Source organism: Pseudomonas sp. GL_090, from assembly GCF_057837765.1.
In genome coordinates this window covers 3,706,646-3,725,369 of record NZ_CM174452.1, presented here as the reverse complement: position 1 = coordinate 3,725,369, position 18,724 = coordinate 3,706,646, and the positions used below count along the sequence as shown (strand labels likewise).

The following is an 18,724-nucleotide window of genomic DNA, read 5'->3' as shown; positions in this document are numbered from 1 at the left end:
TGCATCGGGCAGGAGCCGGCCCACGCCAACTCCTGCTGCATGCCATCAGGCCTTGATCACGTACCCATACGCCCGGGTACGACCGCCTTCCTGCTTCAGGTACACCCCCTGCAACTCCGGCGTGAAACCGGGCAAGCGGTTGATGCCTTCTTCCAGGGCCAGGAAGTACTTGAGCACCGCGCCGCCCCAGATTTCCCCCGGTACCACGCACAAGACGCCTGGCGGATAAGGCAGCGCGCCCTCGGCGGCAATGCGCCCGTCGGCCTGCGCCAGCGCCACCAGTTCGACGTTGCCGCGGATGTACTCGATTTGCGCCTGTTGCGGGTTCATGGCCTTTTTCGGGAAGTGTTCCTTGCGGAACATGTCCTTCTGCAGTTGCTGCACGTTGTGGTGGCGATACAGGTCGTGCATTTCCTGGCAGAGCTGGCGAATGGTGTAGTTGCGGTAGCGTTCCTGATGCTGCGCGTAGATCGCCGGTAGCACCCGGCTCATCGGCGCGTCATCGCTGATGAATCGTTCGAAACGGGCGATTTGCGCCGCCAGGTGGGTCATCTTCGCCCAGTCTTCGGCCGGGGTGAGCAGGAACAGGATCGAGTTGAGGTCGCATTTTTCCGGGACGATGCCGTTCTCGCGCAGGAAGTTGGCGAGGATGCCGGCGTGTATGCCGAAGTCGGTGTAGCTGCCGTCCACCGGGTCGATGCCCGGCGTGGTGAACAGCAACTTGCACGGGTCGATGAAGTACTGCTTCTCGGCGTAGCCGGCAAAGGCGTGCCAGCGGTCCTTGGGGTGGAACTCGAAGAAGCGGATGTCGTTGGCGATTTCTTCCGTTGGATAGTCTTCCCACGCCCGCCCTTCAATAGCGTGCGGCACGAACGGGCGGACCAGGGTGCAGGCTTCGAGGATCAACTTGCGCGCTTCGATGCCGAACTTCACGCAGTCTTCCCACAGGCGCAGGCCGCTGCGGCCCGAATGAATGCGCGCGTTGACATCCAGCGAGGCGAACAACGGGTAGAACGGGCTGGTGGAGGCCTGGGCCATGAACGCGTTGTTGAGCCGGTGGTGGTTGCAATAGCGCGCCTGGCCTTTGATGTGGCGGTCCTTCTTGTGCACCTGGGAGGCCTGGGAAAAACCCGCCTGCTGCTTGTGCACCGACTGGGTGACGAAGATGCCCGGGTCGTTCTCGTTGAGATCGAGCAGCAGTGGCGAGCAGTCCTTCATCATCGGGATGAACTGCTCGTAGCCGACCCATGCCGAGTCGAACAGGATGTAGTCACACAGCTGGCCGATGCGGTCGACCACTTGCCGGGCGTTGTAGATGGTGCCGTCGTAGGTGCCCAGCTGAATGATCGCCAGGCGGAACGGCCGCGGCTGTTGCGCCTTGTCCGGGGCGACCTCGGCGATGAGTTCGCGCAGGTAGTCTTCTTCGAAACAGTGGGCGTCAATGCCGCCGATGAAGCCGTAGGGGTTGCGCGCGGTTTCCAGGTACACCGGCGTGGCACCGGCCTGCAGCAGCGCGCCCTGGTGGTTGGACTTGTGGTTGTTGCGGTCGAACAGCACCAGGTCGCCGGGGGTCAACAGGGCGTTGGTCACCACCTTGTTCGAAGCCGAGGTGCCGTTGAGCACGAAGTAGGTCTTGTCGGCGTTGAACACTTGCGCGGCGTGTTTCTGCGCCAGCAGCGCCGGGCCTTCGTGGATCAACAGGTCGCCAAGCTTGACGTCGGCGTTGCACATGTCGGCGCGAAACAGCGTCTCGCCGAAGAAGTCGAAAAACTGCCGCCCGGCCGGGTGCTTGCGAAAGAACTGACCGCCCTGGTGGCCTGGGCAGGCGAAGGTGGCGTTGGCGGATTCGGTGTAGTGTTTGAGGGCATCGAAGAACGGTGGCAGCAGGCTTGCTTCGTAGGCCTTGGCGGCGGTCTCCAGTTGGTTGCCGTGGTATTCGATGTTGCTGGGCGACAGGTCGAAGATGCCGTTCACTTGCAGCAGCACGTCGTTGAGGTGTTTGTAGACTTCTCGGGGGTGGGTGCTGGTGCCGGGGGACGCCACCAGGAAGATTGGAATATCAAAACCGGTGCGCTGAATGACGTCGAGGGATCCGGCCAACACATCATTGACCGACACCACGGCCACGGCGACGTCGGTGAAGTCGGTGTGACCGAGCGGGACCACCTCCCGAGCGTTCAGGAAACATTCAGATGCGCCTTCACTGGCGGCGATTTTCAGGGCTTTCATCGGTGGTGTCTCCTGGCGGGCACTCAATTGTCCGCAGCTTTTTTAGAGATCAACTTCCGGGAGAGCCTTCCAGTTCCCCTGCTCGGAAATCGGGTCACCACTGGTTATAGAGCATATTCCTGATCTGTCAGGCTTTTGACCGCGACCTTGCACATCTTGACGTGTGACGCCTCACGCCCTGTCGGTCAGGCGTGTACCAGCGCAATGGTGAACGAGACCACGATCATGCAGGCAAAAGCAAAATTGATATTCATGAGGTTTCCATCCGAAACATGAGTGACGGCGCCATCTTGAACAGGTCACGGGAAAATAAAAAATTCGGCGTAATGATTTGAAAGATCGAAAAAAATGATACTTGGCCGGTTCGTTTCACCCGGATCAGCGAAACCGACGAGGTGAAAACCCATCTGGCGCAACTGGCCGCGCAACGGGTACAGGGCGGTCAGATCGTGGTGTTCGATTCCGGCACCACCACCTTGCAGCCGCGTGCACACGCTGATCAGCGAACGGCATGTGGCGTCAGGCAATGTCGAGGACTACCAGGCGCTGGGGGTTGAGGTGGTGCAGGCTTGAGTAGGTCTTTGTGGGAGCGAGCTTGCTCGCGATGACGTACTTTCAGCCGACATCATTACTGAATGACACACCGCTTTCGCGAGCAGGCTCGCTCCTGCAAGGGGTGTTTGCCGGCCTTGATGTTTGAGGTCGACATCGATCCCTGTGGGAGCGAGCCTGCTTGCGAAGAGGCCAGTACAAACAACATCCATGTTGAATGTATTGGCCAGTAACCTCAGCGCAATCGCTCCAGCATCTGGTAGTACCACATGCCCGCGGCGAGCATCGGGTTGCCCAGCAGGTCGCCCATGGGTACGCGGATGTGCTGGCAGGCGGCGAAGGTGTCGAACTGCTGCATTTGTCCTGTGATCGCGCGGCCCATGATTTCACCCATGATGTGGGTGGTGGCGATGCCGTGGCCGGAGTAGCCCTGGCAATACCAGACGTTGTCCGAGAGCTTGCCCAGTTGCGGAATGCGGTTGATCACGATGCCCATCGCGCAGCTCCACTGGTAGTCGATGGCCACGCCCTTGAGCGCCGGGAAGGTTTGCTCGATGCATGGGCGCAGTTCGGCGGCGATGTCGCGTGAATCCTTGCCGCTGTAGTTGGCGCCGCCACCGAACAACAGGCGACCGTCGGCGGTGAGGCGGTAGTAGTCGAGTACGAAACGGCAGTCGTAGACCGCCAGGTCCTCGGGGTTGATCTGTCTGGCCAGATCGCCCAGCGGCGCGGTGGTGACGATGCCGCCCATGGCCGGGAAAATCTTGCCCTTGAGCTTGCCCGGTTCCAGCTTGTGGTAGACGTCGCCGGCCAGCAGTACCTGGTTGGCGTCGATCTGCCCGTGGGCGGTGCGTATACCCGGCATGTCGCCATGGATGATCTCAAGCACCTCGCTGTTCTCGAAGATTAACGCACCCAGGCTCTCGGCTGCGCGGGCCTCGCCGATGCACAGGTTCAACGGATGCAGGTGCATGTTGCGGGTGTTCTTGATCGCGCCGTGGTAGAGGTCGCTTTGCAGCAGGTCACGCACCTGACTGCGGTCGAGCAGGCTGACCTCGTCACCCATGCCACGGTGCACCGCCTCTTTGTAATCCTTGCGCAAGCCGACCATGTGCGCGGGTTTGTACGCCGCGTGCAGGTGACCCTGCTTGAGATCGCAGGCGATGCCGTATTTTTCCACGCGCTGCCGGATGATCTGGTGCCCGCGCCAGCGCAGGTTCCAGATGAAATCGTCGACTTCATCCCCGATGCTGCGGCGCATCTGTTTGCGCATGGCTTCGTCGCCCGACAGGCTGCCGGTGACCTGGCCTCCATTGCGCCCGGTGGCGCCCCAACCGATCTTGTGGCTTTCGACGATGGCGACCTTCAGGCCTTTTTCCGCCAGCTCGACGGCGCTGGCCACGCCGGTGAAACCGCCGCCGATGATCACCACGTCAACCCGGTGCCGGCCTTGCAGCGTCGGGTAATCGGTGTCCTGGTTGAGGGTGGCGGTGTAATAGGAATTGCAACGTTGAGTCATGTCGGTGTCCACGCAAATTTGGGAGAACCCAATGCCAGCCAGTCGAAGTGCACAACCTGGAGGAGCGAGCCTGCTCGCGAATGCGGAGTGTCATTCACCGTTGATGTCGAATGACACTCCGCTATCGCGAGCAGGCTCGCTCCCACAGGGATGGCATACGCTGAGCAAACGCAGGGATAGCGAAGGAGGGGGCTCGCCGATCAGGCGAGCAGGGCGCTATCCGGCGGACGTGCGGAGTGACGCAATTTGGAGCGGCGCAGGGCCATGGGCAGGTTGACAATACGCTTCATGCGCGTGTTTCCGGCTGCGGACAACGTTGGAGGCCGAAGCCTCCGGGGATGCTGGATAGTAGGGGGTCGCCCTTCAACCTGCAAGGTGAATCCCGAGGCCGATCAACCCGCAGCCGATCAACACCTCGATCACCCCGCGCTTGAACCGAAGCAAGGCAATGCCCGCCACAATCGCGATCAGCAGCGAAGGCCAGTCCAGTGCTCCTTCGAAGCCTTTGGGCCACAGCACGTGGTAACCAAAGAAACAGGCCAGATTGAGAATCACGCCGACCACGGCGGCCGTAATGGCCGTCAGCGGCGCGGTGAACTTGAGTTCGTTGTGCGTCGATTCCACCAGCGGCCCGCCGGCGAGGATGAACAGGAACGAGGGCAGGAAGGTGAACCAGGTCACCAGCGTGGCGGCCACGGCACCGGCGACAAACGCTTGATCCGGCCCGAAGACCTGAAGCACGTAGGCGCCGATGAACCCGACGAAGGCGACGACCATGATCAACGGACCCGGGGTGGTTTCACCAAGCGCCAGGCCGTCGATCATCTGCGTCGGCGTCAGCCATCCATAGTGACCGACCGCGCCCTGATAGACATACGGCAGCACCGCGTAGGCGCCGCCAAAGGTCAGCAGCGCGGCCTTGGTGAAGAACCAGGCCATCTGGGTCAGCGTGCCTTCCCAGCCGAACAGTACGGTGAGCATGGCCATGGGCAGTGTCCACAAGATCGCACCGATCACGGCCAGGCGCGCCAGTTTCCAGCCGCTGAAACGGGCGTGTCCGGGGGTTGGGGTGTCATCGTCGATCACGGCCGGACCGAAGGACTTCTTCGCCGCGCTGTGGCCACCGGTCCTGAATTTTTCCGGCGCCAGGCGTCCACCGAAAAAGCCGATGACCGCCGCGCCGAGCACGATCAGCGGAAACGGCATATTGAGCACGAAGATGGCCACGAAGGACGCGGCGGCGATGCCCCATAACCAGCCGTTTTTCAGCGCCCGCGAGCCGATCCGGTGAGCCGCCTGCACCACGATTGCCGTGACCGCGGGCTTGATCCCGTAGAACAGTCCGGCGACCACGGGCACTTCGCCAAACGCGATGTACACCCAGGACAGCGCAATCAGGATGAACAGCGACGGCAACACAAACAGCACGCCAGCGATCACGCCGCCCCAGGTCCGGTGCATCAGCCAGCCGATGTAGGTCGCCAACTGCTGAGCCTCGGGCCCGGGCAGCAACATGCAGTAGTTGAGGGCATGCAGAAAACGCCGCTCGGAGATCCAGCGCCGGCGCTCGACCAGCTCCTGGTGCATGATCGAAATCTGCCCCGCCGGCCCGCCGAAACTGATGAAGCCAAGCTTGAGCCAGAATAGAAAGGCTTCGCGCAGGCTGATGGACCGTGGCTGCGGCACATCCTGTTGGGTAACCGGGGAGGGCGTGGGGCTCAAGCGGAAATTCCTTGTGCAGAGGAGCTTTGAGCCAACGACTGTAGCTATGCCGGAGCGCGTTGCATAGCCGCCTGAGTTGAAGTGCCGGGGCTGCACCGTGGAAATGGGCGACACCGCTCCGACAGGCTCCAGCTCTGGCGGCAACTCCGTCATGCCCTGCGCAGCCAGCACATCATGCTCGATGTTGCGCACGATGGCATCGGTTGGCAGGTCGTTTTCATCGCGGCCGAAGGGCTCTTCCAGCCCAGGGGTTCAGCCATGGCGAAGGGCAAAAGGATGCAGAACAGGTTCTCACGATCATGGGTTTCAGCCGCCCGTCATGTTCATGAAGCGAACAACCTGGACATCGTCGTTCACTTCAAAGTTGTGTCGATAAGGCTTGAGTTTCATCGCCTCGATAATGGCTGTTTCCAGGCGTTCGGGCTGTCCGGGATGGCTGCGCAGGACAGCCTTGAGATCCACCGAGTGTTCATTGCCCAGGCACAGCAGCAGGCGCCCTTCCACGGTCAGCCGCACCCGATTGCAGGTGCCGCAAAAGTTGTGGCTGTGGGGCGAGATGAAGCCCAGGCGAATCTGCGGCGCTTCGGCCAGGCGCCAGTAGCGCGACGGCCCCTGGGTCGACTCGGCGGAATCAATCAAGGTGTAGCGTTCGGCGATGCGTTCGCGGACCTGGCTGCTTGCGAAAAACGATTCGGCGCGGCTGTGTTCATCGATGCTGCCCAGCGGCATTTCCTCGATGAAGGAGATGTCGAGATTGCGGTCGATGGCGAAGTTCACCAGATCATTGATCTCATGGTCGTTGCGGCCCTTCATCACCACGCAGTTGAGCTTGGTATTGCGAAATCCTGCCCGGTTGGCGGCGTCGATACCCTTGATCACTTGCGCCAGATCACCGGTGCGGGTCAGTTCGCGAAAACGTTGCGGGTCCAGGCAGTCGAGGCTGATGTTGAGGCGCTTGACCCCGGCGTCGAACAACGGCTCGGCCAGTTTTGCCAGCTGCGAACCGTTGGTGGTCATGCACAGTTCACGCAGGCCGGGCAGGGCGGCGATCTTCTCGCACAGCTGCACCACGCCCGGACGGATCAGCGGCTCGCCCCCGGTCAGGCGGATCTTGCGGGTGCCCAGCGCCACGAAGCTTTGTGCCAGTTGATAGATCTCTTCCAGGGTCAGCACCCGTTGGCGCGGCAGAAACTGCATGTCCTCGGCCATGCAATACACGCAACGGAAATCGCAGCGGTCGGTGACCGACATCCGCAGATAATCCACGCGCCGGGAGAAGCCATCGATCAAGACTCGTTCGGACATGATTTTTTCTCTAGGCACCGAAAAATCTGTAGGAGCGAGCCTGCTCGCGATGGTCGTTAACGATTACGCGCGGTTTCTGGTTGAACGCGGTGTCCTTGGGGCCATCGTCGGATCGCCGCCCGGAGCAGGCTCGCTCCTACAGTTACGAATTCCGTTATTTGCGGATTTGTTGAGCGCAGGCTAAGAGTAGCTTCGAGAGGTGTCCAATCACTATTAATAACCGATTGATCGACCAGCTCTATGATGAACTTAATTTGGCTTTAAAAATTACTTTTAGTTAATTCAAGCGACTGAAAATAAAGAAAAAACCATGATGGAGCAGATTTTTCCCTGGGTAGGCGGTGTGATTTTCTCCAAAACCGAGCGCCACCGCGCATGCCGACAATCAAACCTATCGGGATGCTTGTCATGTTGTCACCGTAAAGAAACTTGCCAAATTGCTCACTGGGCCCCAAACATCGCCGTCCAGTAGATCCCCGCATCGCTCTTCGGATCATTCGCATAGGCCGCGCCCAATTCGTTGAACTGCGGGTTCATCAGGTTGGCGCAATGACCGGGGCTGGTCAGCCAGCCTTCGACCACTTTGCGTACGCTGTCTTGCCCGGCGGCGATGTTTTCGCCGATCTGCTGGAAGTTGTAGCCGGCCAGTTCCGCGCGGTCGCCCGGGGTGCGGCCGTCGCGGTCCTTGTGGTCGAAGAAGTTGTTGTTGGCCATGGCGCGCGAGTGGGTTTCGGCGGCGGTGGCCAGCGTGGCGTTCCAGGCCAGCGGCGCGGTCGCATTGAAAGACTGGGTGCCGCATTGACGCGGCTTGGCCCGTGCTGCGTTGAGCTCGATGAGCAGCTTCTGGCCCTCGGTCTGCCAGTCGCCCAGGCGTGCGCTCAATAACGGTCGTGCCACGACGATGCGCCACTGATTGTCCTGGCGGCTGACGCCGACGTCGACGAATTGCGGGTCGAGGACGATCTGGCAAAAGCTCTCCTGGATCGCCTTCATCGCCGACGCCGCATCACGAGGCCCGGACAGGCTGATGGCCTGCACATTTTTCATGGGATAACCGGCAGTGGCCATGGCCTGCTGCAGATTACCGATGCTCGGGGCGGTCAGCACCAGGCGCGGGTCGGCCGACAGCGGTGGAAGCTCCGATGAAACCTGGCCTGCACAGCGCTGCAGTTGGCTGCGGTAGACATTGATCGATTCGATCAATTGCGTTTCGTCGGCCGCCACGACGTTGGCGGCGAATACCAGGCCCAGTGACACACCGGCCAAACGCATTGCGGATGAGATGAAACCCATGAATATCCCCTTGAGCAGATTGCGCCCATGATGCGCGAAGTTGGCCCAGCTAAGACAACGGATTTATCCAGAGTGTAGTGGGGTGGGCGAAATCATTTCACTACTAGACTCAATTGAACCACTCACCGAGTGACACCGACCATGCGCCTCGACTGGATCGCCACCTGCTTCGCACTGACGTTGCTTGCTGGCCCGGTATCCGCTACGGATCAAGCGCAAAAGCAGCAAGCGGCCGAGAACAAGGCCGAAGTGCTGGAACAGAAAGCCGCCGAGAGCAACAGCCCCGCACCGGCGCCCAAGGCCGAAGCCATTACCCCGTCCGAAGTCCAGGCCGTCGACCCGGTCGGCACCGCGCCGCTGGACGATGCAATCACCTGCCTGGCCCGGTCCATTTACTGGGAAGCCAAGGGCAAGGACGCCGCCGACATGGAGGCGGTGGCCAATGTGGTCATGAATCGCCTGGGCCACGAAGGTTTTCCGGACACGGTATGCAAAGTGGTCAAACAGGGTTCGCAGACCCAGAGTTGCCAGTTCTCCTGGTGGTGCGACGGCAAATCCGATTCGGTCCAGGAAGAGGTGCCTTACGCGATGGCCAAGGAAATCGCGCGCAAGGCCCTGAACAAGGAACTGCCGGATCGCACCAACGGTGCCCTGTATTTCCATGATCGTACGGTCAAGCCGGATTGGGCCAGGCAATACATCAAGACCGTGGATATCGGTTTGTTCCGGTTTTACAAACCCCATGGCGGATCGGCCAGATAGCCGCGGTGTTTTCGGCCGGATATTTTATTTTTCCGAGGTAGTGCCAGGCGTTATCCAAACTGAAATGTGCCTGTTTTATAAGCTTCATAACGCAACCGTGCGCGAATGAAGCCATAAACAGGGACTACACATGAAGTTGACGAGGGTCCGGATCAGTAACCTCGCGTCGATCGCGGCGCAGTCGCCGGCGCGTTTCCCATGACCGTCCTGGTCACCGGTGCGGCCGGTTTCATCGGCTTTCATACGGTCCAGCGCTTGTGCCGCGAGGGTCAGGAGGTCGTCGGTATCGACAACCTCAACGACTACTACGACGTGGAACTCAAGCACGCACGCCTCAAGGTGCTGGAGACGCTGCCGGGGTTTCGTTTCCGGAAAATGGACATCGTCGACAAAACGGCCCTGATGAGCCTGTTTCAGGAACACGCCTTTACCGAGGTGGTGCACCTGGCCGCCCAGGCTGGAGTGCGCTATTCGCTGGACAACCCGGATATCTATGGGCAATCGAACCTGGTGGGTTTCCTCAATGTGCTCGAAGCCTGTCGGCACCATCGCTCCGAGCACCTGATCTACGCCTCGAGCAGTTCGGTGTACGGCGCCAACAGCAAGCTGCCATTCAGTGTCGAGGACCCTGTCGAACATCCCGTTTCGCTGTATGCCGCCAGCAAGCGTGCCAATGAACTGCTGGCCGAAAGTTACTGCCATTTGTATGGCCTGAAAGCCAGTGGCCTGCGCTTTTTTACCGTCTACGGCCCGTGGGGGCGCCCGGACATGGCGCTGTTCAAGTTCACCGACGCCATTCTCAAAGGCCTGCCCATCGACATTTACAACCAGGGGCAGATGTCCCGCGACTTTACCTGTGTCGACGACATTGTCGAAGGCATCGCCCGACTGCGCCCAAAGCCTCCGGTGCCGGAAGGATCTGCCGCCGGGGTCAACCGGCTGTTCAACATCGGTCGCGGCATGCCGGTGGCGTTGCTGGATTTCGTCGAGTGCCTGGAATCAGCCCTGGACCTGCAAGCCCGGCGCAACTACCTGCCGATGCAGGCCGGAGATGTGGTCAAGACCTGGGCCGATGTCTCGGCGCTGGCCGAGTGGGTGGGCTTCAGCCCGCAGGTGACGCTGGAAACCGGCGTCAGAGCATTTGTGAAGTGGTATCGGCAGTTCTACCGGATTTGAAGCGTTCGCCTCTGATCTCCAAAAAATCAAAAAAGGCGAGAGAGACCCCATGAGCCAAGACATTTTTGTATCCGTACTGATTCCCGCCAGGAACGAAGCGAACAACCTCAAGCCGCTACTGGAGGAAATCCGCGTGGCGCTGGCCGATGAATCCTACGAAATCATCGTGGTCGACGACGGCAGCACCGATTCGACCCTGCAGGAACTGCGGCAGATTCGTCAAAACGGCCTGAACACCTTGCGTATCCTGCATCACGAGCGGTCGCTGGGGCAGAGCACCTCGCTGTATCACGCGGCACGGGAGGCTCGCGGGCAGTGGCTGGCGACCCTCGATGGCGACGGTCAGAACGATCCGGCGGACATTCCCGGCATGCTCGCGCTGGTGCGCGGCGAGCCAGGCAAGGTCGACGTGCAACTGGTGGCCGGGCACCGGGTCAATCGCCGCGACACCGCGAGCAAACGCTACGCCTCGCGGTTCGCCAACAACCTGCGCCGGCGCCTGCTCAAGGACGCCACCCCGGACACCGGTTGCGGCCTGAAGCTGATCGAGCGCGCGGCGTTCTTGCGGCTGCCGTACTTCGACCACATGCATCGCTATATTCCGGCGCTGATCCAGCGCCATAACGGACGCATGATCGTGCACCCGGTCAACCACCGGCCGCGCACGGCCGGGGTGTCGAAATACGGCAATCTCGACCGCGCGCTGGTCGGCATTCTTGACCTGATCGGTGTCTGGTGGCTGATCAAACGCACGCGCCTGAACACCCACGCCCAGGAGCTCGAAGGATGATTTTGACCCGTGAAACCCTGTGGTTGCTGGTCGGCTTTGCCGGGCAGGCTGCCTTTACCGGGCGGTTTGTCTTGCAGTGGTTGTACAGCGAGTACAAGAAACGCAGCGTGATCCCGACCAACTTCTGGTACCTGAGCATCGTCGGCAGCACCTTGTTGCTCGCCTACGCCATATACCGCCAGGACCCGGTGTTCATCGTTGGGCAGGCCTTTGGCTCCCTCGTCTATTTTCGCAACCTGCAATTGATTGCCAAAAGCAGAAGCGCAAAGGAATAAGCCATGCGTAGATCGTTGTCGCCCAGGGTCGAGTGCCTGGGGGTGATGCTGCTTGCCCTGTTGCTGATCGGCGCGGGAATGGGCCTGCGTCAGGCGCAGAATGTGGATGAAGAACGTTTCCTCGGTGTCGCACTGGAGATGTTGCAGAACGGCTCGTGGCTGATCCCGCATCGGGCCGCCGAGATCTACGGCGACAAACCGCCGATTTTCATGTGGGCGGTGGCGTTCTTCACCTGGCTGACCGGTAAGCCCAACATCGCCCTTTATATCCCGGGACTGTTTTCGGCGGTGACGGTCACGGCGATGGTCTATGACCTGGGCCGTCGCCTGTGGACCCAGCGTACCGGGCGCAACGCCGCGTTGTTGTACCTGGCGACGTACCAGACCTACAGCATTCTGCGCACCGGTCAGATCGACAGTTTGTTGATTCTGTTCACCTCCCTGGGCCTGTACGGTCTGGCGCGACACCTGCTACTGGGACCTGCATGGCGCTGGTTTTACGCCGGCTGCGCGGCCATGGGCATTGGCGTGATCACCAAAGGCGTGGGTTTTCTGCCGGCGTTGTTGCTGATTCCTTATGCCTATGGGATGCGCAAGGACTGGCCTGGTGTGGTGGCCATGCCCGGTGAAGCACGCAAGTGGTTGCTCGGGTTAGCAGTGATGCTCGCGGCGATTGCGATCTGGCTGTTGCCCCTGGCCTTGTCCATTCTCTTCAATGGCAGCGCAGACGAAATTGCCTATGCGCGGGAGATCCTCCTGCGTCAGACCGCAGGCCGCTATGCCGCTGCGTGGCATCACCGCGAACCGTTCTGGTATTTCTTCACCAAGGTGATTCCGCAGTACTGGCTGCCGTTGGTGCTGGTGTTGCCATGGCTGGTGCCGGCCTGGCGCCGTCAGCTACAAAAACGCGACGGCCGGGTGTTGGTCTTGCTCGGCTGGGTGGTGCTGGTGGTGCTGTTCTTCTGCATCAGCACGGGCAAGCGCAAGTTGTACATCTACCCGGCACTGCCCGGGCTGGTGCTGGTCGCCGCGCCGTTGATCCCGTGGCTGCTCAAGCGCTGGTTCAAACGGCTCCCGGGTTTGCGTCGGGTGTTCCCGGCACTGGCGGCGGCCTGGTTCGTGCTGTGGTTCGCCCGTGGTTTCATCGAACCGCTCAAGGACGGCACCAACGTTGATCAGGTGCTCATGACCCAGGCGGCGACCATGACTCAGGGCGCCGATCTGGTGCTGGTCAACTGGGAGGAGGGGCACTGGTTGTTCGCCCGGCAGCCGATCGTACATTTCGGCATGGACAATTCGACCATCGAAAAGGCCGCGCTGTACCTGCGCGAACACCCCAAGGCCTACGCTTTGGTGCCGGATGACGTACTCAGGCAGTGCTTCAAGCCCGAAGCGGCCCGTGAACTGGGGGAAAACGCCCGGGCGAACTGGTCGATCGTGGGCGCGGATGCCGACAACGGCAAATGCCTGCCGCAAGAGGCCGGTAGAGCCTATCGGTTTACCTGGAATGACCCGCACATGCCATCGGCACCAGTACAGGTAGCCAATCCCTGAGGGGACTTGTAGGAGCCGGCTTGCCGGCGATGGACTCAAATGCGCCGCGTTTATCCAGCTTACGTGCGTTATCGTTAACGACCATCGCTGGCAAGCCAGCTCCTACAAGAGACCGCGTTTGAGTCGAATATGAAGTGACTTCCAAACCAGTCTTCGTTCGTCGCCTGTCACTGACTGGCGTCCAGCACCACGCGGTAGCGCGCCTTGCCACTGCGCAAATGATCGACGGCCTCGTTGATCCGGCTCATGGGAAACATCTCGACCTGCGGCAGGATCTGATGGCGGGCGCAGAACTCCAGCATCATCGCGGTGTTGGCGGGTGAGCCGACCGGTGAGGCGGACAAGACTTTTTGCTGGGGAATCAGATTGAACACATGCACCGGTATGGCATCGGGCACGACGCCGACAAAGTGCAGGCGACCCTTGCCGCGCAGAGTGGCGAGCATGGCGGTCCAGTCGAGGTTGGCGTTGGCGGTGACCAGCAGGAAATCCAGGGTGCCGGCAATGGCATTGAGCGCATCGGTGTCGGTCGAGGCGACCACCTTGTGCGCGCCCAGGCGCCTGGCTTCGTCCTGCTTGCCCAGCGATGAGGTGAACGCCGTGACTTCGCAACCCCAGGCGTTGAGGAAACGCAGCGCCAGGTGACCGAGACCGCCGATGCCCACCACGCCGGCCCGGTCGGTGGGCTTGATGCCGAACTCCACCAGCGGGTTGAACACGGTGGAACCAGCACAGAACAACGGCCCGGCCATTGCCGGATCGAGCCCGGCCGGGATCGGCAGGGCCCAGGCCCAGTGCGAACGAATGCGGTCGGCAAAGCCGCCGTTGCTGCCGATGATGGTCGGTTGCACGGTGCGACACAGGTTATGCGAGCCTTCGATGCACGACGTGCAATGCATGCAACTGCCCTTGTACCAACCGATGCCCACCCGTTGCCCCATTTCCAGACCGCGAACCTGGTCGCCCAGGCGCACGATACGGCCGACCACCTCGTGGCCAGGGATGAACGGGTAGTGGCTGATGCCCCAATCGTTGTCGATCAGCGACTGGTCGGAGTGGCAGACGCCGCAGTATTCCACGGCGACTTCTACCTCATCGTTGCCCAGCGAACCGGGGTCGTAGCTGTAGCGTTCCAGTGGCGCGCCTGCTGCCGTGGCGGCCCAGCCGGTAAAGGTGGTGAGTTCGCTGCTGTCGCTCATGGGATACCTCCAGATCAGAAGTCAGGGGTCTTGGCCGCTTTGGTGCAGCGGCGGAGCGAGGAAAGTGTAGCGGGTTGCTGGCGTTGCATCAGGCGCGAGCCTGGAGACTGTTGATTTCGGAGTTGCCTCAGATCTGCAGATTGATCACGAAAGCCTCATTGAAATCAGGATTTTCATTGATGCCATTCTTGGCATAGCCTCGAGGGTTGCAGACCACGCGGGTGTTGCCCACCCGATAATCGAAGCTGCCATGGGTATGGCCATGCAGCCACAGTGCCGGCTGCCAGTCCTTGATCCGCGCTTTGAGGTCCGAGACAAAACTTGAGTTGATCGGCGAACCGGCAAAGGTCGGGCTGATGCTCGACCGTGTCGGGGCGAAATGCGAGACCACCACCGTGGGCGTGCTGCTGTCGCGGCTGAAGCAGTCCTCCAGCCAGGCGACCGTCTGCAGAAACACCCACTGGGAAATGGCTGGTGTGAACAGGTCCGGGAAGTCGGGGGCAATCCTGATGTGGCTGAAGTCACGGATCAGATTGGTCGCCAGATCGATGCCCAGCGCCCGATCATCCGGGCTGTCGAGCAGGCGATAGTCAGACCACAAGGTGCAGCCGAGAAAACGCACGCCGTCGTGGACGTACTCCGAGCGTTCCAGAACGTGGATCTGCGTGCCTTGCGCCAGGCTGTTCAGTTGCTCGTAGGTGGAGATCAGGTCACTACCATAAAACTCGTGATTGCCCGCCACATACAGCAGCGGAACCGGGCACGCCATGGCCCACTCGATGGCCTTGGCCGGCCGGGCGATGTCCCCGGCAAGCACGACGATGTCGGCTTCCACGGCGGGAAAGGGGATCGCGTTGACGGACAGGTGCATGTCGGACAGCAAGGCGATGCGCATGGATCAACTCCGGCGTGTCTTGAAGGGCGGGTTATCCAAATTACCCGCTGTCGACCTGGTGTCACAAGTCTGCTCGCGAAAGCGGTGTCTGGCATGCCGCCATCGCTAGCAGGCTAGCTCCCACAGGGGGGGGCGCGTTCGGCAGATTTGTGCTCGGCACTGACCCACTGTGGGAGCCAGCCTGCTGGCGATGGCGGCGGGTCAGTCAACGTAAATATTGATTGATCCCCCGTTTACTTCAAATACCACCCCCAAGGCTGGTCACTGATGTACTCAGTCACTTGCTTGACCTCAAGATAATTGTGCAACCCCCATTGCCCCAGTTCCCGGCCGATGCCGCTGTGTTTCATGCCGCCCCAGGGCGCTTCGACGAAGGTCGGTTGCGAGCAGTTGACCCAGACGATGCCGGCGCGCAATTGGTTGGCGACCCGGGCGGTGCGCTGCAGGTCCGCGCTCATCACGGCGGCGGCCAGGCCGAAGCGGCTGGCGTTGGCCATTTGCAGCGCCTGCTCTTCGGTCTTGAAGCGCTTGATGCACAGCACCGGGCCGAACACTTCTTCACGCCACAGAATGCTGCTGTGCCCCGGTTCGTCGAAGATTGCCGGCTCGATGAAATACCCTTCGGCCAGATGCGCCGGTCGCCGTCCGCCGGTGAGCAAACGGGCGCCGCTGGCCAGGCCCTGGTCGATGAAACCGAGCACCTTGTCGTACTGGCCCTGGCTGACCAGCGGCCCGAGCAGCACGCCGGGCTGCATGCCCGGGCCAATGCTGATCTTGCGGGTTTCTTCCACCAGCCGTTCGATCAGGCGCGGGGCGATGGCTTCCTGCACCAGCAGGCGTGAAGTCGCGCTGCACACCTGGCCCTGGTTCCAGAAAATCCCGAACAGAATCCACTCCACGGCGGCGTCGACATCGGCGTCCTCGAACACGATGAACGCAGACTTGCCCCCCAGTTCCAGGCTGATGTTCTTGATGTCCCGCGCCGCCGCCGACATGATTTTCGCCCCGGTGGGCACGCTGCCGGTGAAGGCCAGCTTGTCCACCCCCGGATGCTCGGTGAGCGGGCTGCCGGCATCGGCACCGAGGCCGGTGACCAGATTCAACACCCCGGCGGGCAAGCCGATACGATCGGCGGCGGCCGCCAGTTCCAGGGCGGTCAGCGGCGTCAGCTCGGACGGCTTCAACACCACTGTGGCCCCGGCGGCCAAGGCTGGCGCGACCTTCCACGCGGCCATCAGCAGCGGGTAGTTCCAGGGAATGATCTGCCCGGCCACGCCAATCGGCTCGTGGCGCAGGCGACAGCGAAAACGCTCATCCGGCAAGGCCAGCGGTTGGTCCTGTTGCTGGTCCAGATCGCGGGCCAGACCGGCGTAGTAACGGAAGCAACCAATCGCATCGCCAATGTCCCACTGCGCTTCGGGCAAGGGCTTGCCGTTGTCGCGCACTTCCAGTTCCGCCAGCACCTGCTGGCCACTTTCCAGTTCATCGGCCAGCGCCTCCAGCCACTGCCCGCGCTCGGCGCCGCTGGTCTGGCCCCAGCCATTGTCGAAGGCACGACGGGCCGCACGCACGGCATGGTCGACGTCTTCTTCAGTGCCTGCCGCCACGCGGTGGAAGGCCTGTTCGGTAGCCGGGTCGATCACATCCAGATAGCCGCCCAGGTCCGGGCTGACCCATTCGCCGTTGATGTAGAGCTGATCACGCATGGTGCGACTCCTGAACGCCGGTACGGCGGATTTGCAGATGGCGGGAAGTGAACAGCAGGGCCAGCGACACACAGATGATCACCGTGGAGATCGCGTTGATCTCCGGCGTCACGCCGCGGCGGATGGAAGAAAAGATGTAGATCGGCAGCGTCGTTTCCGAGCCCGCAACGAAGAACGCGATGATGAAATCGTCGAAGCTGAAGGTGAAGGCCAGCAGGAACCCGGCCATGATCGCCGGGCTGATCTGCGGCAGGGTCACCCGCCAGAAGGTGTCCATCGGTGGCGCGTACAGGTCCGCCGACGCTTCCAGCAAGGCCTTGTCCAGCGAATCGACGCGGCTGCGCACGATCACCATCACCAGGGCCATGGTGAACAACGAATGCGCGGCGATCACCGTAAAGAAGCCCATGTTCAGCTTCGGCACAGTCGGCAGCCAGCTCGCCAGCAGCGGGTTGATCAGGTCGAACAGGCTGATGAAGGCGATCAGCGTCGAGATGCCGATGACGATGCCCGGCACGATGATCGCGCAGTAGGTCAGGGCATCGAACAGCAGGCGTACTTTGGCGCCGCAGCGCTGCAGGCCGAACACCGCCAGGGTGCCGAACAGCGTGGCAATCACCGCTGAACTGAAAGCGATCAGCGCGCTGTTGCCCAGGGCTTCCATGATGAACGGGTTGCCGAACGCGGTGCCGAACCATTGCACCGAACAGCACTGGAACGCCAGGCCGCTGCGCCCGGCGTTGAAGCTGAACAGCACGATCAAGGCAATCGGCGCGTAGAGGAACAGGTACAGCGAGGTCGAATAGCTGCGCAGCCACATGTCACAGGCCCCCGTCGGCAGGGCGGCCGCCGTAGCGCGCCACCAGTTTCAAGTACACGCCGATAATCAGCAGCATCATGGCCACCAGCGTCATGGCCAGCGCACTGCCGAATGGCCAGTTGCGCGATTGCAGGAACAGGTCGACCAGCGCGTTGCCGACAAAGAACACCTTGCCGCCACCGAGAATGGCCGGGATCAGGAACTCGCCCATCAACAGGATGAACACCAGCATCACCCCGGTGATGATCCCCGGCGCGGACAGCGGCAGGGTGATCCGGCGAAAGCTTTCGAAAGCGCTGGCGCCCAGGTCCGCCGAGGCTTCGAGCAGGCGCTTGTCGAGTTTTTCCAGGCTGACGTAGATCGGGAACACCATCAGCGGCAGGTAGCCGTAGACGATGCCGATCAGCACCGCCCATGGCGTGTTGATCAGCCGCACATCCTCAAGCCCCAGGCTGGCCAGCAGCGCCGGAATGCCCTTGCCGCTGAGGATGAAAATCCACGCGTAGGTGCGGATCAGGAAGCTGGTCCAGAACGGCACGATCACCAGGGTCAGCAACAGCGAACGGTTCCTCGTGACCTTGACCGCCAGAAAGTACGCCAGCGGATAAGCCGCCACCAGGCACACCAGGGTGCCCAGCGGCGCCAGCATCAGCGTATTGCTGAACGCCGCGCCGCGAGAGCCGAGGTTCAGGTAGTTGGCCAGGGTGAAGCCACCGGCGTAACCGCCCACGGCGCTGCGCTCGCCGAAGCTGAAGACCAGGATGATCACCAGCGGCATCAACAACAGCAGCAGGAACCACAGGGTCGAAGGCAAGAGCATCAGCAGGGTGATGCGCCGGCCGAGGCTGCGCCGTTGGCGAACCTCGACCGGCAGGGCATGGCCCGGCTGCACCGTTTGCGGGTGGGCGGCGGCATTCATGGGTGACT

At 61.5% G+C, this 18,724-nt stretch carries 15 protein-coding genes and 2 pseudogenes; 6 read left to right on the top strand and 11 right to left on the bottom strand.

Annotation, left to right across the window (positions count from 1 at the left end; translation table 11 throughout):
- Positions 1 to 45: 45 nt before the first annotated feature.
- Positions 46 to 2,229, bottom strand: coding sequence for an ornithine decarboxylase SpeF (gene speF / locus AC3ITA_RS16600; protein ID WP_095945718.1), 2,184 nt, complete (start codon positions 2,227 to 2,229; stop codon positions 46 to 48).
- 350 nt (positions 2,230 to 2,579) lie between these two features.
- On the opposite strand from speF, the pseudogene AC3ITA_RS16595 reads away from it, so the two are divergent.
- Positions 2,580 to 2,711: pseudogene (locus AC3ITA_RS16595) on the top strand (DeoR/GlpR family DNA-binding transcription regulator); the annotation flags it as partial.
- Between the two features lie 305 nt (positions 2,712 to 3,016).
- On the opposite strand, the gene AC3ITA_RS16590 reads toward AC3ITA_RS16595, so the two are convergent.
- The 5 genes and pseudogenes from AC3ITA_RS16590 to AC3ITA_RS16570 all read right to left on the bottom strand — a co-directional run bounded on the left by AC3ITA_RS16590 (position 3,017) and on the right by AC3ITA_RS16570 (position 8,620).
- Positions 3,017 to 4,300, bottom strand: coding sequence for an NAD(P)/FAD-dependent oxidoreductase (locus AC3ITA_RS16590; protein ID WP_489277908.1), 1,284 nt, complete (start codon positions 4,298 to 4,300; stop codon positions 3,017 to 3,019).
- Between the two features lie 363 nt (positions 4,301 to 4,663).
- Entirely contained in the window at positions 4,664 to 6,022 is a 1,359-nt protein-coding gene (gene chrA, locus AC3ITA_RS16585; protein ID WP_150673319.1) for a chromate efflux transporter, read from the bottom strand.
- Between the two features lie 111 nt (positions 6,023 to 6,133).
- Positions 6,134 to 6,259: pseudogene (locus AC3ITA_RS16580) on the bottom strand (bestrophin family protein); the annotation flags it as partial.
- Between the two features lie 69 nt (positions 6,260 to 6,328).
- The gene (moaA, locus tag AC3ITA_RS16575; RefSeq protein ID WP_095945715.1) at positions 6,329 to 7,327 is read right to left on the bottom strand and encodes a GTP 3',8-cyclase MoaA; all 999 of its coding nucleotides are present in this window, start codon (positions 7,325 to 7,327) and stop codon (positions 6,329 to 6,331) included.
- A 441-nt stretch (positions 7,328 to 7,768) separates the two neighbouring features.
- Positions 7,769 to 8,620: a CAP domain-containing protein gene (locus tag AC3ITA_RS16570; RefSeq protein ID WP_095945713.1), complete on the bottom strand. Its 852-nt coding sequence runs from the start codon at positions 8,618 to 8,620 to the stop codon at positions 7,769 to 7,771.
- Between the two features lie 141 nt (positions 8,621 to 8,761).
- On the opposite strand from AC3ITA_RS16570, the gene AC3ITA_RS16565 reads away from it, so the two are divergent.
- The 5 genes from AC3ITA_RS16565 to AC3ITA_RS16545 all read left to right on the top strand — a co-directional run bounded on the left by AC3ITA_RS16565 (position 8,762) and on the right by AC3ITA_RS16545 (position 13,177).
- Positions 8,762 to 9,382: a cell wall hydrolase gene (locus AC3ITA_RS16565; RefSeq protein ID WP_095945712.1), complete on the top strand. Its 621-nt coding sequence runs from the start codon at positions 8,762 to 8,764 to the stop codon at positions 9,380 to 9,382.
- 198 nt (positions 9,383 to 9,580) lie between these two features.
- The gene (locus AC3ITA_RS16560; protein WP_095945711.1) at positions 9,581 to 10,558 is read left to right on the top strand and encodes an NAD-dependent epimerase; all 978 of its coding nucleotides are present in this window, start codon (positions 9,581 to 9,583) and stop codon (positions 10,556 to 10,558) included.
- Positions 10,559 to 10,607: 49 nt separating this feature from the next.
- A complete protein-coding gene (locus AC3ITA_RS16555) occupies positions 10,608 to 11,348 on the top strand; it encodes a glycosyltransferase family 2 protein (RefSeq protein WP_095945710.1) in 741 nt (246 codons plus the stop codon).
- On the top strand, positions 11,345 to 11,623 hold the full coding sequence (locus AC3ITA_RS16550; protein ID WP_095945709.1) for a lipid-A-disaccharide synthase N-terminal domain-containing protein: 279 nt from the start codon (positions 11,345 to 11,347) through the stop codon (positions 11,621 to 11,623). The genes AC3ITA_RS16555 and AC3ITA_RS16550 overlap by 4 nt, the downstream gene beginning before the upstream one ends.
- A gap of 3 nt (positions 11,624 to 11,626) precedes the next feature.
- On the top strand, positions 11,627 to 13,177 hold the full coding sequence (locus AC3ITA_RS16545; protein WP_489277903.1) for an ArnT family glycosyltransferase: 1,551 nt from the start codon (positions 11,627 to 11,629) through the stop codon (positions 13,175 to 13,177).
- 167 nt (positions 13,178 to 13,344) lie between these two features.
- Here the strand turns inward: AC3ITA_RS16545 and ahr are convergent, their stop codons facing one another.
- The 5 genes from ahr to AC3ITA_RS16520 all read right to left on the bottom strand — a co-directional run bounded on the left by ahr (position 13,345) and on the right by AC3ITA_RS16520 (position 18,716).
- Entirely contained in the window at positions 13,345 to 14,376 is a 1,032-nt protein-coding gene (gene ahr / locus AC3ITA_RS16540) for an NADPH-dependent aldehyde reductase Ahr (RefSeq protein ID WP_489277901.1), read from the bottom strand.
- A gap of 127 nt (positions 14,377 to 14,503) precedes the next feature.
- Complete coding sequence (locus tag AC3ITA_RS16535) at positions 14,504 to 15,271, bottom strand: metallophosphoesterase (protein ID WP_414928886.1); 768 nt, start codon at positions 15,269 to 15,271, stop codon at positions 14,504 to 14,506.
- 233 nt (positions 15,272 to 15,504) lie between these two features.
- The gene (locus AC3ITA_RS16530; RefSeq protein ID WP_489277899.1) at positions 15,505 to 16,977 is read right to left on the bottom strand and encodes an aldehyde dehydrogenase family protein; all 1,473 of its coding nucleotides are present in this window, start codon (positions 16,975 to 16,977) and stop codon (positions 15,505 to 15,507) included.
- Complete coding sequence (locus tag AC3ITA_RS16525) at positions 16,970 to 17,797, bottom strand: ABC transporter permease (protein ID WP_489277897.1); 828 nt, start codon at positions 17,795 to 17,797, stop codon at positions 16,970 to 16,972. The genes AC3ITA_RS16530 and AC3ITA_RS16525 overlap by 8 nt, the downstream gene beginning before the upstream one ends.
- Position 17,798: 1 nt before the next feature.
- The gene (locus AC3ITA_RS16520; protein WP_414928884.1) at positions 17,799 to 18,716 is read right to left on the bottom strand and encodes an ABC transporter permease; all 918 of its coding nucleotides are present in this window, start codon (positions 18,714 to 18,716) and stop codon (positions 17,799 to 17,801) included.
- Between the last annotated feature and the right edge of the window lie 8 nt (positions 18,717 to 18,724).

What these genes read in the sequence shown, in the direction of transcription:
- speF (WP_095945718.1), bottom strand. Translation starts at nt 2,229, where the DNA reads ATGAAAGCCCTGAAAATCGCCGCCAGTGAAGGCGCATCTGAATGTTTC.
- AC3ITA_RS16590 (WP_489277908.1), bottom strand. Translation starts at nt 4,300, where the DNA reads ATGACTCAACGTTGCAATTCCTATTACACCGCCACCCTCAACCAGGAC.
- moaA (WP_095945715.1), bottom strand. Translation starts at nt 7,327, where the DNA reads ATGTCCGAACGAGTCTTGATCGATGGCTTCTCCCGGCGCGTGGATTAT.
- AC3ITA_RS16570 (WP_095945713.1), bottom strand. Translation starts at nt 8,620, where the DNA reads ATGGGTTTCATCTCATCCGCAATGCGTTTGGCCGGTGTGTCACTGGGC.
- AC3ITA_RS16565 (WP_095945712.1), top strand. Translation starts at nt 8,762, where the DNA reads ATGCGCCTCGACTGGATCGCCACCTGCTTCGCACTGACGTTGCTTGCT.
- AC3ITA_RS16560 (WP_095945711.1), top strand. Translation starts at nt 9,581, where the DNA reads ATGACCGTCCTGGTCACCGGTGCGGCCGGTTTCATCGGCTTTCATACG.
- AC3ITA_RS16555 (WP_095945710.1), top strand. Translation starts at nt 10,608, where the DNA reads ATGAGCCAAGACATTTTTGTATCCGTACTGATTCCCGCCAGGAACGAA.
- AC3ITA_RS16550 (WP_095945709.1), top strand. Translation starts at nt 11,345, where the DNA reads ATGATTTTGACCCGTGAAACCCTGTGGTTGCTGGTCGGCTTTGCCGGG.
- AC3ITA_RS16545 (WP_489277903.1), top strand. Translation starts at nt 11,627, where the DNA reads ATGCGTAGATCGTTGTCGCCCAGGGTCGAGTGCCTGGGGGTGATGCTG.
- ahr (WP_489277901.1), bottom strand. Translation starts at nt 14,376, where the DNA reads ATGAGCGACAGCAGCGAACTCACCACCTTTACCGGCTGGGCCGCCACG.
- AC3ITA_RS16535 (WP_414928886.1), bottom strand. Translation starts at nt 15,271, where the DNA reads ATGCGCATCGCCTTGCTGTCCGACATGCACCTGTCCGTCAACGCGATC.
- AC3ITA_RS16530 (WP_489277899.1), bottom strand. Translation starts at nt 16,977, where the DNA reads ATGCGTGATCAGCTCTACATCAACGGCGAATGGGTCAGCCCGGACCTG.
- AC3ITA_RS16525 (WP_489277897.1), bottom strand. Translation starts at nt 17,797, where the DNA reads ATGTGGCTGCGCAGCTATTCGACCTCGCTGTACCTGTTCCTCTACGCG.
- AC3ITA_RS16520 (WP_414928884.1), bottom strand. Translation starts at nt 18,716, where the DNA reads ATGAATGCCGCCGCCCACCCGCAAACGGTGCAGCCGGGCCATGCCCTG.